Genomic DNA, 12,104 nt, shown 5'->3' on the forward strand with positions numbered 1-12,104 from the left:
AATGAATTCGGCAGCAAGACGGTTCCTGGGCGACAGACACGGCAACATCGCCATGATCTTCGCATTCTCGGCCGCAGGGATCTGTGCAGTCGGTGGCGGCGCCATGGACTTCGCGCGGATGTACAACTTCCGCGCCGGCGTCCAGTACGCGACCGACGCCGCGGCCCTGACGCTGGCGCGTGATGCAAAGCCGACCGACACCGATCTCAACGCGCGGGCGGAAGTGCTCGTCACCGACCTCCTGTCGACGCGCATGGGCGAGGTGAGCGATGTGACCGCGTCGGCCACCTCGACGTCGCTGACGGTCACCTCGTCGGTGCAGATGCCGACCACGTTCCTCAACCTGATCGGTATGGCGGAGCTCAACACCGAAATCCGGTCGACCGCGGTCTGGGGCCTCGGCATCGACGAGCAGGCGACCGTCGAGATCGCGCTCGTGCTCGACAACACCGGCTCGATGCTCGACGACAACAAGTTCACCTCGCTGAAGACCGCCGCCACCACGATGGTGACGACGATGCAGGGCAAGATCACCGGCGTGAACCAGCTGAAGTTCGCGCTGGTGCCCTTTGCGAACTTCGTCAACGTCGGCACGACCTATGCCAGTGCCAGCTGGATGGACACCCAGGCGAAGTCGTCGATCCACAGCACCTATTTCACCGGGCTGAACCGCTTCACGCTGTACAGCAACCTCGGCAAGAGCTGGCCGGGCTGCGTCGAGACGCGTCCGTCGCCCTACGACGTGACCGACACGGTGCCGGCGACGGGCACGCCGGACACGCTGTTCGTGCCCTCGTTCCATCCCGACGAGCCCGACGGCAGCAGCTGGGGCTCGCCGCTCTATGCGAACAACTATCTGAACGACAAGACGTCGTCGTCCAACGAGTGGACGAAGATGAGCTACGTCCAGAAGTATTCGTCGCCGACCGGCCTCAGCTTCTCGAACTCCACCTATTACTCGAACTACGCCAAGCCGAAGGGCCCCGGGTTCTTCTGCGACACCCGGCCGATCATGCCGCTGACCACCAACTACACCGGCATCACCACGGCGATCAATGCGATGGAAGCCGCCGGCAGCACCAATATTCCGGAGGGCCTCGCCTGGGGCTGGCGCGTGCTGTCGCCGGGACTGCCCTTCGACCAGGGCCGCGCGAAGACCGACAAGGCCAACTCGAAGATCGTCGTGCTGCTGACGGACGGTACCAACTCGGTCAATACGCCCAACCGCAACCTCGGCAGCGCCTATTCGAGCTGGGGCTATTCGCTGAGCGGCCGCCTCGGCAACAGTCCGGGTACCAACCTGCGCAACGGCCTCGACGCGAAGCTCAACACGATCTGCAGCAACGTCAAGGGCGACAACATCGAAGTCTACACGATCGGCCTGATGATCGACGACTCGGCGACCCAGACCATGCTGCAGAACTGCTCGTCGGGGTCCGGCTACTACTACAACTCGCCGTCGGCCGCGCAGCTGCAGTCAATCTTCGACGCGATCGCCGCGAAGATCATCATGCTGCGCCTCGCGAGCTGACCGGCGCCAAGCGCCGCACGACGTCGCCCGCACACCGAAAAGGCCCGCCCCGAATGCATCGGGGCGGGCCTTTTCGTGTAGGTCAGGCCGCTGCACAGCCGTCCGCGGGCGGATGGGGCAGGGTGGTGTCAGGCCTGCTCGCGCACGGCGACGCCGGCCGTCTTCAGGTGATCGGCGAGCTCGCCGGCCTGGAACATCTCGCGGACGATGTCGCAGCCGCCGATGAACTCGCCCTTGACGTAGAGCTGCGGGATGGTCGGCCAGTTCGAGAAGACCTTGATCCCGTTGCGGATTTCCTCGTCCTCGAGCACGTTGATGCCCTTGTAGGGCACGCCGAGGTAGTCGAGGATCTGGACGACCTGGCCGGAGAAGCCGCACATCGGGAACTGCGGTGTTCCCTTCATGAACAGCACCACGTCGTTGGTCTTCACTTCGTTGTCGAGGAAGGCATTGATGTCGGACATGTCTCGTTCCTTGCGAGGGCTCGCCCCACCCGGGGACGGGTCGTCTGGTGTCATCGCGCCGGGCGGCCTTGGCGGACCGGACCCTGCGCAGGCAAATTCGAGCGGGCGGCGTAGTCGAGGCTCACCGCCGGGCGCTGGTCGATCCGCCCGTTGACGATGCCGGCGATCTCCGCCGTGGCGCCGGCTTCCAGCACCAGGCCGCCGAGGACGATGCCGCGCACCGTCAGACGGACGCCTGGCAGCACCCGGACGGGCGCCAGCACGATGCCAAGAAGCAGCGTATCCTCCGCGATCGTCAACGACCGAAAGTGAATGCCTGCCATCCTGTGCATGCCGCCGGCCCCCTCATCGTCGCAAGCGGGCGAAGCATGCCCGCCCCGGATCTCCCGCCCTTACTCGGGTACGCTGGTCTGCAGCGCCAGCGCGTGCAGCACGCCGCCCATGTTGCCCTTCAGGGCGTCGTAGACGATCTTGTGCTGCTGCACGCGGCTCTTGCCGCGGAACGTCTCGGAGACGACGATCGCCGAGTAGTGGTCGCCGTCGCCGGCGAGATCGCGGATGTCAATCCGGGCGTCGGGCAGAGCCGCCTTGATCAGTTCCTCGATTTCCCGCGCCTGCATCGCCATCGGTCGTCATCCCCATTCGTTGTCGAGGCAGTCTATCCCGCCATGAAGGCCGGGAACCAGCCCTCGTGTGCGTCCGTGAGCCGCTTCACCGATATGGTGCCGGCATCGCCCAGGGTCAATTCCGATCCGCCGACCGTGCCGATGCGCTCGACGTCGACGCCGGCGGCCCGGGCGTCGGCGAGCACGGCCTCGGCGTTTCCGGCCGCGACCGTGACGATGTAGCGCGCCTGGTCCTCGGCGAAGAGGGCGACGTGCGGCACCAGCCCGTCGAGCACGATGCGGGCGCCGGTCGCCCCCGCGATCGCCATTTCGGCAAGCGCCGCGCCGAGGCCGCCGTCGGACAGGTCGTGGCAGGCGGTGGCGGTGCCGGCGCGGATCAGTGTGCGCACGAAGTCGCCGTTGCGGCGCTCCGCGGCGAGGTCGACCGGCGGCGGCGGGCCGTCCTCGCGGCCGAGGATCTCGCGCAGGTAGATCGACTGGCCGAGGTGGTCGCCATGGCCGCCGACCAGCAGCACGGCATCGCCGGCGGTCTTGAAGGCGATCGAGGCGCGCTTGTCGATCTCGGGCAGCAGGCCGACGCCGGCGATCGCCGGGGTCGGCAGGATGCCGCGGCCGTGCGTCTCGTTGTAGAGCGAGACGTTGCCGGAGACGATCGGGAAGTCGAGGGCGCGGCAGGCTTCGCCGATGCCTTTGATCGCCATCACGAACTGGCCCATGATCTCGGGCTTCTCGGGATTGCCGAAGTTGAGGTTGTCGGTGGCGGCGATCGGATCGGCGCCGACGGCGGTGAGGTTGCGCCAGCATTCGGCGACCGCCTGCTTGCCGCCCTCGAACGGATCGGCCTCGCAGTAGCGCGGCGTGACGTCGGCGGAGACGGCGAGGCCCTTCGTCGTGCCGTCGACGCGGACGATGCCGGAATCGCCGCCGGGGATCTGCGCCGTGTTGCCCTGGACGAGGCTGTCGTACTGCTCGAACACCCAGCGGCGCGAGGCCATGTCGGGCGAGCCGATCATGCTGAGCAGCGCCGCGGCGACGTCGGCGGGGCCGGGCACGTCGGCCGCATGCAGCGGCGCGGGGCGCGGCGGCACGGTCCACGGGCGGTCGTACTCGGGCGCCTGATCGCCGAGGTCCTTGATCGGGAGATCGGCGACGACCTCGCCCTGGTGGCGGATGCGGAAGCGCAGATCGTCGGTGGTCACGCCGACGACGGCGAAATCGAGCTCCCACTTCGCGAAGATCGCCTTCGCCTCGGCTTCCTTCGCCGGCTCCAGCACCATGAGCATGCGCTCCTGGCTCTCCGACAGCATCATCTCGTAGGCGGTCATCCGCTCCTCGCGGACCGGCACCTTGTCGAGGTCGAGCTCGATGCCGAGGTCGCCCTTGGCGCCCATCTCGACGGCCGAGCAGGTGAGGCCGGCGGCGCCCATGTCCTGGATCGCGATCACCGCGCCGGACGCCATCAGTTCGAGGCAGGCTTCCAGCAGGCGCTTCTCCGTGAAGGGGTCGCCGACCTGCACGGTCGGGCGCTTCTCCTCGATGGTGTCGTCGAACTCGGCCGACGCCATCGTCGCGCCGCCGACGCCGTCGCGGCCGGTCTTGGCGCCGAGATAGACGACGGGGAGGCCGACGCCCTTCGCCTCGCTGAGGAAGATGCCGTCACGGTTGGCGAGGCCGAGCGCGAAGGCGTTGACGAGGCAGTTGCCGTCGTAGCGGGTGTGGAAATTGACCTCGCCGCCGACGGTGGGCACGCCGAAGGCGTTGCCGTAGCCGCCGACGCCGGCGACGACGCCGGAGACGAGGTGACGCGTCTTCGGATGGTCCGGCGCGCCGAAGCGCAGGGCGTTCATCGCAGCGATCGGCCGGGCGCCCATGGTGAAGACGTCGCGCAAGATGCCGCCGACACCGGTCGCCGCGCCCTGGTAGGGCTCGATGTACGAGGGGTGGTTGTGGCTCTCCATCTTGAAGACGGCGACCTGGCCGTCGCCGATGTCGACCACGCCGGCGTTCTCGCCGGGGCCGATCACCACCTTCGGGCCGGTGGTCGGCAACGTGCGCAGCCAGCGCTTCGAGGATTTGTAGGAGCAGTGCTCGTTCCACATCGCCGAGAAGATGCCGAGCTCGGTGAGCGTCGGCTCGCGGCCGATCAGGTCGAGGATGCGCTGGTACTCATCGGGCTTCAGGCCGTGGCTCCTGACGAGGTCGGGCGTGATTTCGATGTCGTTGCGGAGCACGGGGGCGGTCCTCGGAGCTGGCGGCGCGGGGGCGCGCGGAGGCACGGGCGGCGCGCGGCGAAACGGGACCCGCGCACCGGACTGGGTCCGCCGGTCGGATAGCCCGTCGATGGCGGGAAGTAAATGGAAAGGCGCCGCGCACGGGGGAAAAGCGCGGCCGCGGCCGGCCGATGGCCGCCGCGATCGCCACGAGATCAGGACGGAGTGCGTTCAGGCGGCGAGGGTCGTCACGACGCTTTCGAACAGCCCGCGGCCATCGGTGCCGCCGTGCAGCGCCTCGATCAGGTTTTCCGGGTGGGGCATCATGCCCAGCACGGTGCCGGCGTCGTTGAGGATGCCGGCGATGTCGTTGACCGAGCCGTTCGGGTTGGTGCCGTCCGCGTAGCGGAAGGCGACCCGGCCGTCGCCCTCGAGCCGCGCGAGCGTCTCGGGGTCGGCGAAGTAGTTGCCGTCGTGGTGGGCGACCGGGCAGCGCAGCACCGCGCCGGCGCCGTAGGCGCGGGTGAAGTCGGTGTCGGCGTTGGCGACGGAGAGCTTCACCTCGCGGCAGACGAACTTCAGCCCGGCATTGCGCATCAGCGCGCCTGGCAGCAGCCCCGCCTCGGTGAGGATCTGGAAGCCGTTGCAGACGCCGAGCACCCGCACGCCTTCGGCCGCCTTCTCGCGCACCGCCGCCATGATCGGCGAGCGGGCGGCGATGGCGCCCGAGCGCAGGTAGTCGCCATAGGAGAAGCCGCCGGGCAGCACGACGAGGTCGACGTCGGGCAGGGTGGTGTCCTGATGCCAGACCATCATCGGCGCTGTGCCGGAGACCTTGGTCAGCGCCGCGGCCATGTCGCGTTCGCGGTTGGAACCGGGGAAGACGACGACGGCAGATTTCATCTCGGAGCCTCGACGGACACGCCGGCTGGCGGCGGAAGGTGAAAGACGGTGGCCACCGGCAGCATGACTGCGCCGCGGCGGATCAGGCGTCAGCGAGGTCGAGGCGGCGGTTGATGCGATCGACCTGCCGGCCCTGTTCGCCGAGGATGGCGTAGATGTTGGCGACGTCCTGATGCGTCGCCAACATGTGGCCGCGGATCGCCTGCAACTCGTTCTTGACCTCACGGATCTCCGACCGCGCCGTGGCAACGTCGCCACGGATCGCCTTCAGGACCTCGTAGAGCAGTTCATTCGAGACTTCGGCCATGGGCGGCTCCCGCGGCGTTCGGCGTCCGGATCAGCCGACGATGTCGATAGAATAGTTCTCGATCACCGTGTTGGCGAGGAGCTTGTCGCACATGGCGGCAATGTCGGTACGCGCCTTCTCGGCGTCGGTCTCGTCGAGTTCGAGATCGATGATCTTGCCCTGGCGGGCGGAGCCGACGCCGGCAAAGCCGAGCCCCTTCAGGGCGCCTTCGATGGCCTTGCCCTGGGGATCGAGCACGCCGTTCTTCAGGGTGACGGTGACGCGAGCCTTCATGGGGGTCTTCCGGGCTGGGGAGCGATGCGGCAGAGCCGATTTCGCGCCCTCTTTACGGGGGCCGGACGCAAAAGGGAAGGGCGGACGCCGGCCGCGCCGCCGGTTCTCACCGGACCCTCACTTCACTAGCGTGGTGAGAAAGGCCTCGTAATTCTGCTGCGCCGACTTGCGGTTCGGCGACGAGCTGATGAGGGAGAGGCCGGTCATCTCGCCCGAGACATAGCCCGAATACCGGTACTCGATATCGCCCTTCGCGCCTCGGTGACGCTTCACCGTGGTGATGATGATCTGGTCTCCGATCATCCGCACCTCCGTCTCGCCGATCACATCGACCTTGATCCGCTGCTGCGCAAACTCCCGCATGGCCTGCCGGTCGGCCAGAAGCCGTTGCAGCAAGACTTCGTCCACGCCGATTCCGATCAGCTGGGGAGCGGACATGAACGAGACGATCGAGCCCGCTCCACAGGCCGGAACCGCACAGTAGAACTGCGTCAGGGGGCCGGTCATCACCGGTCCGTTCCACCCGGCCTTCTCCGTGAGAAGGGGCGGGCCGCTGGTCGTCGTGCAGCCTGCAAGGGCGAGGAGGGCGAGGGCGGCGGCAAGGACGCGGAGGAAGGCGGGGAAGCGGAGCCGTTGCATGGGCGTGACCACCGGTTGCATCTCGTCAAGGCATACTGCTTCCACCGGAAATGGGAAGGTCGGTCCTGAGCTCCTCGTCAGCCGCAGACCGCCGGCCCGAGAAATTTTTCTTCGGCTCACCTGGAACAAATTCCGAAATGGCGCATTTTCCTGCTCGGATCGTTCTCGTGCAGGGCTCGGGATGCGTTCCGATCCTATGTCGAGGAGCCGGACCTTCTGCATGAAACTCGTGTCGCTGATCTACGTGAGCACCGTCAGTCTCGGGCTCACGAAAGCCGAAGTCGCGGACATCGTCTCCGAATCGGCCCGTAACAATGAGCGCAACGAGATCACCGGTCTCCTGCTCTACAACGGTCTCAACTTCTGCCAGGTCATCGAGGGCGAGGCGGACGCGATCGAAGCGCTGTACCGCCGGCTCGGCACCGACCCGCGGCATACCGGCATCGTGCGCATCCTGCACCGCCCCATCGAGACGCGGGAATTCGATGGATGGTCGATGGCGTTCGGCGATGTCGAGCCGCTCGCCCACATCGACGGCGAGGGCCGGTTCTGGAAGACCAGCGCCCAGATCGCGGCGCTGCTCGACCGGGTGACGTCGATCGAGACGCGCGGCATCCTGCAGAGCTTCAACACGCTGCAGCCGGCCTGACGGGCCGCTTTCTCGACCCCCGACATGAAAACGGCGGCCCTGCGGCCGCCGTTCTGCGTTCGGATGTCCGTCGGCGCGTCGGGGCTCTGCCCGTCCGCGCCGATCGGCGGATCATTTCACCAGCGTCGGGCCGGCGCCGCGCGGCGGCTCCTGCTCGTTGAGGATGCCGAGCCGGCGGGCGACTTCCTGGTAGCTCTCGACGAGGCCACCCATGTCGCGCCGGAAGCGGTCCTTGTCGAGCTTGTTGCCGGTGGCGATGTCCCACAGGCGGCAGCTGTCGGGCGAGATCTCGTCGGCGACGACGATCCGCATCATGTCGCCTTCCCAGAGCCGGCCCGTCTCCATCTTGAAGTCGACCAGCTTGATGCCGACGCCCAGGAAAAGGCCGGCGAGAAAGTCGTTGACACGAATGGCGAGCGCCATGATGTCGTCGATCTCCTGCGGGGAGGCCCAGCCGAACGCCGTGATGTGCTCTTCCGACACCATAGGGTCGTTGAGCTGGTCGTTCTTGTAATAGAACTCGATGATCGAGCGGGGCAGCTGCGTGCCTTCCTCGATGCCGAGGCGGCTCGACAGCGAGCCGGCCGCGACATTGCGCACGACCACTTCGAGCGGGATGATCTCGACTTCGCGGATCAGCTGCTCGCGCATGTTCATCCGACGAATGAAGTGCGTCGGGATGCCCATGTTGTTGAGCTGGGTGAACACGTACTCGGAGATCCTGTTGTTCAGGACGCCCTTGCCGTCGATCACCTCATGCTTCTTCGCATTGAAGGCCGTCGCGTCATCCTTGAAGTGCTGGATGAGCGTACCCGGCTCCGGGCCTTCGTACAGGATCTTCGCTTTGCCTTCGTAGATGCGCCGGCGCCGGTTCATAGGGATGTACCGTGGTCTGTTGGGGAAATCCATCGTGTGCCGTGGTCCTCGGAGTCGTTTGGAGTCGACGGCCGTTGCCTCGGCTCAAGCGCAAAGAGCGGGCCGGTTTTTGGCCGGGCCCGCTTCACGTTCGACGGCGCGGAACTTACGCGATAAGCCCGCCGAACACAATGTTTGCGACGCCGGCGGCGAAAACGCCCGGCGGCGGGCGGCCCCGCCGGGACCGGGCGGCGCGAAAATCGGTCGCCGCGACGCCCCGCCGGGGGTGCTCCGGATTGATCTCGCCGCCCGAGGACAGATATGCAGGGGGCCATGACGCGAGCTGCCGCCGCGGACGCCGCACGAGCGGCGCCGGAGCGTGGCGGCCTTGGGTGCGGGCGCGGCTGCGCCCTTCGGAGGATCACAGCATGACGACGTTCGACAAGCGCGAAGAAGGCTTCGAGAAGCGGTTCGCGATCGACGAGGAACTGCGCTTCAAGGCGCACGCCCGCCGCGCCCGGCTGCTCGGCCTCTGGACGGCCGCCAAGCTCGGCATCACGGGCGAGGCCGCGGACGACTACGCCATGTCGGTCGTCAAGGCGGACTTCCAGGAAGCCGGCGACGAGGACATCTTCCGCAAGGTGAAGGCCGACCTCGAGGCCGCCGGCAAGCCCGCCTCCGACACCGAGATCCGCGCCGCGATGATGGACCTGCTCGGCAAGGCAATCGAGCAGATCAAGGCCGACCTCTGATCGGACTGCTCCGGTGACCGGGCCAGCCCGGTCGCCGGCGTTCCCTCCGGACCAAGGCCGCCGCCGCACAGCCCACGCCCGCCTCGCCGGGTCCGGGCCGAGAAAACGGCCGGCGAACGGCCGCAGGGGAGGGACGACGATGACGATGGCGCCGACGCTGGCCGGACGACTTGCCCGCCGCGAGACGAGCTTTGCCGCCTGGTGCGGCTTTCCCGAACCGCTCGTCGGCGAGGCCTGCGCCCGCGCCGGCTTCGACGCCGTGGTGCTCGACATGCAGCACGGCCAGATCGACACCGCGGCCGCGGTGCGGGCGGTGCTGCCGATCCGCGCCGTCGGCAAGCCGGTGGTGGTGCGCATCCCCGTCGGCGCCTATGAGACCGCCTCGCGCATGCTCGACGCCGGCGCCGAGGCGATCATCGCGCCAATGATCAACAGCGTCGCCGACGCGCGGGCGTTCGCGGCGGCCGCGAAGTACCTGCCGGTCGGCGGCCGGTCGTGGGGGCCGACGCGGGCGGTGCAGGTGTTCGGCCTCGCCGCGCCCGACTATCTTGCCCGGGCGAACGCCGAGACCGTCACTCTCGCGATGATCGAGACCCGCGCCGCGCTGGCGCTCACCGACGAGATCCTCGCCGTCGACGGCATCGACGGCGTCTTCCTCGGCCCGAGCGACCTGTCGCTCAGCCTGTCGGACGGCGCGGCCGTCGACGTCGATTCGCCCGAGACGGTGGCGGCGATCTCCCGCGTCGCGGCCGCGGCGCACGCCGCCGGCAAGGCCGCGGCGATCTACGCGACCACGCCGGCACACGCCAGGCGCTACGCCGCGCTCGGCTTCGGCCTCGTCTCGATCGCCTCCGACGGGGGATATCTCACCGCCGGCGCACGGCTGATGCTGGACGCGGCGCGCGGCGGCTGAGGCGGGACGGGCTTTTCGCCCACCGTCGCGGCGGCAGGCGCTGCCTTCGGGCTGCGAGCCGCTTTTTCCACTTCGATGCCGACCTTGCGCGCGATCTCTTCGAGCGTCGCGGTGAGCCTATTCAGCTTGGACAGCTCCGGCATGCTGCCCGGCGCGTAGCGGGCCGCGACATATTCGTGACGCGACGCCACGAAATCGAGATGCGCCGCGGTACGCCGACGCAGCACGAGGCCATGCTCTGACGCCAGCGCCGCCCGGGCGGCGAAGTTGTGCTGCAGCCGGCGCAGTGCCGCAGCGGGTAGGCCGCGCTCGAGCAGGAAGGCGTTGATGTAGAGCTCGATCGCGTGCAGGGCGGTGAGGCGAAACGGTGCGAAGGCCAGCGGCTGCTTCGGTGCGGCGGCGGCGACGAGTTGCAGCGCCGCGACGCGGTAGGCCTTCGCCAGCGCGAGGATGGCGGCGGAACTGTCGGCATCCGCGGGGGGCGGGCAGCAGTCGGGCAAGGGCGACGTCCGGGTTGGTCCCGGACTACCGTGACGGGAAATTTCCCAACGAAGCCTCAACCGGAATACTGGAATCCGCCGGTATTTCCGCTTTCGGCCCAGTCCGCGCCGGGTCCCGTCAGATCCGCGCCAGCAGCGTCGCGAGCCGGGTCAGCCCTTCGGGCCACGGGCCGTGGCCGGACTCGGTGTTGATGTGCCCGGCGTCGCCGGCGTCGACGATCACCGATCCCCAGGCGGCGGCGAGGTCGTCGGCGACGGCGTAGTCGCACCACGGATCGGTGCTGCTGGCGATCAGCATCGAGGGGAACGGCAGCGGCTCGCGCGGCGGCGGGCCGAAGCTGGCGCCGACGGCGGGCGGCATGTCGGCGCGGCCGGTGTCGGGCGGGGCGACGAGGAACGCGCCGACGACGCGGGCGTCGCCTTCCGTCAGCAGCCGCGGGGCCGCGTTGGCGAGGGCGACCACACCCAGCGAATGGGCGACGAGGAACACCGGCCGCGTCGACCGCGCCACTTCGGCGACGATCCGCTCCACCCAGTCGTCGCGGTCCGGCCAATCCCAGCTCGCCTGCTCGACGCGCCGCGCGGTCTTCAGCTTGCGCTCCCAGCGCGTCTGCCAGTGCTCCGGGCCGGAGTTGCCGAGGCCGGGAATGATGAGGATGTCGAGGTCCGACGACTTCATGGCGGTCCTTGCCGATTGAGTGGGGTTAAGGCGGGCGCGGGACCGCTCAGGCGGGAGCGCGGCCGGTGCGCAGCGGGCCGACCCAGTCGGCCGCCCCGGCCGCGGCCGCCCGCTGGGCGGCGTCGTCCCAGTCGTAGGCGACGAGGCGGAAGCTCGCCGTCCAGCCGGACGGCCCGCGTTCGACGAGGGCATAGCGCGCGTGCGGGCTGCCCGTCTCCATCAGATGGTCGCACGGGTGGTCGTCGCGATAGGCCTGGATGCCGACCGCGCCGGGGTTCACCACCAGCCGGCCGTCGGCGAGCCAGACCGCGCGCGGCGTGTGGCTGTGGCCGCAGAGCACGACCTTGGCCGTGACGCCGGCGAGGTCCGCGACGATGTCGGCGGGCGGGCGCAGGGCGGGGCCGTCCGCCCGCGGCGTTTCCAGCAGGTAGGTCGTGTCGCTCGCCGGGCTGCCGTGGCAGAGCAGCACCTCGTCCACCGCCGCGGTCTCCGGCAGGCCGCGCAGCCAGTCGAAGTGGCGGGGGGCGAGATCGTCGAAGGCCGGGCCGTCCCACGAGCCCATGGCGGCGCGGTCGCCGGTGAGCAACACGCGGTCGTGGTTGCCGCGCACGGTGAGCCAGTTTTCGGAAATCAGCCGGTCGGCGGTGGCGCCGGCGGCGAGCGGGCCGGACAGGCAGTCGCCGAGATTGACGACGAGATCCGGGCTTTCGCCGCGCAGGTCGGCGAGCACGGCTTCGAGGGCGGCGAGGTTGCCGTGGATGTCGGCGAGGACGGCGATGCGCATGGGGGGCCGCTTGCGAGAC

Annotated in this window: 16 protein-coding genes; 4 read left to right on the forward strand and 12 right to left on the reverse strand. The window is 68.8% G+C overall.

The window, feature by feature from the left end:
* Nucleotides 1-52 precede the first annotated feature (52 nt).
* Nucleotides 53-1,531: a vWA domain-containing protein gene (locus tag I5731_RS03595; RefSeq protein WP_197310156.1), complete on the forward strand. Its 1,479-nt coding sequence runs from the start codon at nt 53-55 to the stop codon at nt 1,529-1,531.
* Nucleotides 1,532-1,659: 128 nt separating this feature from the next.
* Here I5731_RS03595 and grxD read toward each other — a convergent pair whose 3' ends face one another.
* The 8 genes from grxD to I5731_RS03635 all read right to left on the reverse strand — a co-directional run bounded on the left by grxD (nt 1,660) and on the right by I5731_RS03635 (nt 7,175).
* Nucleotides 1,660-1,995, reverse strand: a complete 336-nt coding sequence (gene grxD, locus I5731_RS03600; protein WP_197309990.1) for a Grx4 family monothiol glutaredoxin — start codon at nt 1,993-1,995, stop codon at nt 1,660-1,662.
* Between the two features lie 50 nt (nt 1,996-2,045).
* Nucleotides 2,046-2,327 carry a hypothetical protein gene (locus tag I5731_RS03605; RefSeq protein WP_197309991.1) on the reverse strand — a complete coding sequence of 94 codons (282 nt, stop codon included), beginning with the start codon at nt 2,325-2,327 and terminating at the stop codon, nt 2,046-2,048.
* 60 nt (nt 2,328-2,387) lie between these two features.
* Complete coding sequence (locus I5731_RS03610) at nt 2,388-2,621, reverse strand: BolA family protein (RefSeq protein ID WP_197309992.1); 234 nt, start codon at nt 2,619-2,621, stop codon at nt 2,388-2,390.
* Nucleotides 2,622-2,653: 32 nt separating this feature from the next.
* Nucleotides 2,654-4,852 carry a phosphoribosylformylglycinamidine synthase subunit PurL gene (purL, locus tag I5731_RS03615; protein WP_197309993.1) on the reverse strand — a complete coding sequence of 733 codons (2,199 nt, stop codon included), beginning with the start codon at nt 4,850-4,852 and terminating at the stop codon, nt 2,654-2,656.
* A 210-nt stretch (nt 4,853-5,062) separates the two neighbouring features.
* The gene (gene purQ / locus I5731_RS03620) at nt 5,063-5,734 is read right to left on the reverse strand and encodes a phosphoribosylformylglycinamidine synthase subunit PurQ (protein WP_197309994.1); all 672 of its coding nucleotides are present in this window, start codon (nt 5,732-5,734) and stop codon (nt 5,063-5,065) included.
* Nucleotides 5,735-5,816: 82 nt separating this feature from the next.
* A complete protein-coding gene (locus tag I5731_RS03625; protein ID WP_197309995.1) occupies nt 5,817-6,041 on the reverse strand; it encodes a hypothetical protein in 225 nt (74 codons plus the stop codon).
* A gap of 30 nt (nt 6,042-6,071) precedes the next feature.
* Complete coding sequence (gene purS, locus I5731_RS03630; protein ID WP_197309996.1) at nt 6,072-6,314, reverse strand: phosphoribosylformylglycinamidine synthase subunit PurS; 243 nt, start codon at nt 6,312-6,314, stop codon at nt 6,072-6,074.
* Nucleotides 6,315-6,431: 117 nt separating this feature from the next.
* Entirely contained in the window at nt 6,432-7,175 is a 744-nt protein-coding gene (locus tag I5731_RS03635) for a hypothetical protein (protein ID WP_197309997.1), read from the reverse strand.
* On the opposite strand from I5731_RS03635, the gene I5731_RS03640 reads away from it, so the two are divergent.
* Nucleotides 7,174-7,602, forward strand: coding sequence for a BLUF domain-containing protein (locus I5731_RS03640; RefSeq protein WP_197309998.1), 429 nt, complete (start codon nt 7,174-7,176; stop codon nt 7,600-7,602). The genes I5731_RS03635 and I5731_RS03640 overlap by 2 nt on opposite strands.
* 111 nt (nt 7,603-7,713) lie before the next feature.
* Here the strand turns inward: I5731_RS03640 and purC are convergent, their stop codons facing one another.
* On the reverse strand, nt 7,714-8,511 hold the full coding sequence (gene purC, locus I5731_RS03645; RefSeq protein WP_197309999.1) for a phosphoribosylaminoimidazolesuccinocarboxamide synthase: 798 nt from the start codon (nt 8,509-8,511) through the stop codon (nt 7,714-7,716).
* Between the two features lie 374 nt (nt 8,512-8,885).
* Between purC and I5731_RS03650 the strand changes: the two genes are divergently transcribed.
* Together I5731_RS03650 and I5731_RS03655 are read left to right on the forward strand one after the other, a co-directional pair.
* On the forward strand, nt 8,886-9,209 hold the full coding sequence (locus I5731_RS03650; protein WP_197310000.1) for a DUF1476 domain-containing protein: 324 nt from the start codon (nt 8,886-8,888) through the stop codon (nt 9,207-9,209).
* A gap of 145 nt (nt 9,210-9,354) precedes the next feature.
* A complete protein-coding gene (locus I5731_RS03655) occupies nt 9,355-10,122 on the forward strand; it encodes an HpcH/HpaI aldolase family protein (RefSeq protein ID WP_197310157.1) in 768 nt (255 codons plus the stop codon).
* Here the strand turns inward: I5731_RS03655 and I5731_RS03660 are convergent.
* From I5731_RS03660 to I5731_RS03670, 3 genes are all read right to left on the reverse strand, one after another.
* On the reverse strand, nt 10,023-10,622 hold the full coding sequence (locus I5731_RS03660; RefSeq protein WP_197310001.1) for a hypothetical protein: 600 nt from the start codon (nt 10,620-10,622) through the stop codon (nt 10,023-10,025). The genes I5731_RS03655 and I5731_RS03660 overlap by 100 nt on opposite strands.
* A gap of 118 nt (nt 10,623-10,740) precedes the next feature.
* Nucleotides 10,741-11,301, reverse strand: a complete 561-nt coding sequence (locus tag I5731_RS03665) for an RBBP9/YdeN family alpha/beta hydrolase (RefSeq protein ID WP_197310002.1) — start codon at nt 11,299-11,301, stop codon at nt 10,741-10,743.
* A 46-nt stretch (nt 11,302-11,347) separates the two neighbouring features.
* Nucleotides 11,348-12,085, reverse strand: a complete 738-nt coding sequence (locus I5731_RS03670) for a metallophosphoesterase family protein (protein ID WP_197310003.1) — start codon at nt 12,083-12,085, stop codon at nt 11,348-11,350.
* Nucleotides 12,086-12,104 lie beyond the last annotated feature (19 nt).

It is taken from the genome of Methylobrevis albus, from assembly GCF_015904235.1.
In the GTDB taxonomy this organism is placed as follows: domain Bacteria; phylum Pseudomonadota; class Alphaproteobacteria; order Rhizobiales; family Pleomorphomonadaceae; genus Methylobrevis_A; species Methylobrevis_A albus.

Coding starts and splice junctions, on each gene's coding strand:
- I5731_RS03595 (WP_197310156.1), top strand. CDS start 53: ATGATCTTCGCATTCTCGGCCGCAGGGATCTGTGCAGTCGGTGGCGGC.
- grxD (WP_197309990.1), bottom strand. CDS start 1,995: ATGTCCGACATCAATGCCTTCCTCGACAACGAAGTGAAGACCAACGAC.
- I5731_RS03605 (WP_197309991.1), bottom strand. CDS start 2,327: ATGCACAGGATGGCAGGCATTCACTTTCGGTCGTTGACGATCGCGGAG.
- I5731_RS03610 (WP_197309992.1), bottom strand. CDS start 2,621: ATGGCGATGCAGGCGCGGGAAATCGAGGAACTGATCAAGGCGGCTCTG.
- purQ (WP_197309994.1), bottom strand. CDS start 5,734: ATGAAATCTGCCGTCGTCGTCTTCCCCGGTTCCAACCGCGAACGCGAC.
- I5731_RS03625 (WP_197309995.1), bottom strand. CDS start 6,041: ATGGCCGAAGTCTCGAATGAACTGCTCTACGAGGTCCTGAAGGCGATC.
- purS (WP_197309996.1), bottom strand. CDS start 6,314: ATGAAGGCTCGCGTCACCGTCACCCTGAAGAACGGCGTGCTCGATCCC.
- I5731_RS03640 (WP_197309998.1), top strand. CDS start 7,174: ATGAAACTCGTGTCGCTGATCTACGTGAGCACCGTCAGTCTCGGGCTC.
- I5731_RS03635 (WP_197309997.1), bottom strand. CDS start 7,175: ATGCAGAAGGTCCGGCTCCTCGACATAGGATCGGAACGCATCCCGAGC.
- purC (WP_197309999.1), bottom strand. CDS start 8,511: ATGGATTTCCCCAACAGACCACGGTACATCCCTATGAACCGGCGCCGG.
- I5731_RS03650 (WP_197310000.1), top strand. CDS start 8,886: ATGACGACGTTCGACAAGCGCGAAGAAGGCTTCGAGAAGCGGTTCGCG.
- I5731_RS03655 (WP_197310157.1), top strand. CDS start 9,355: ATGGCGCCGACGCTGGCCGGACGACTTGCCCGCCGCGAGACGAGCTTT.
- I5731_RS03665 (WP_197310002.1), bottom strand. CDS start 11,301: ATGAAGTCGTCGGACCTCGACATCCTCATCATTCCCGGCCTCGGCAAC.
- I5731_RS03670 (WP_197310003.1), bottom strand. CDS start 12,085: ATGCGCATCGCCGTCCTCGCCGACATCCACGGCAACCTCGCCGCCCTC.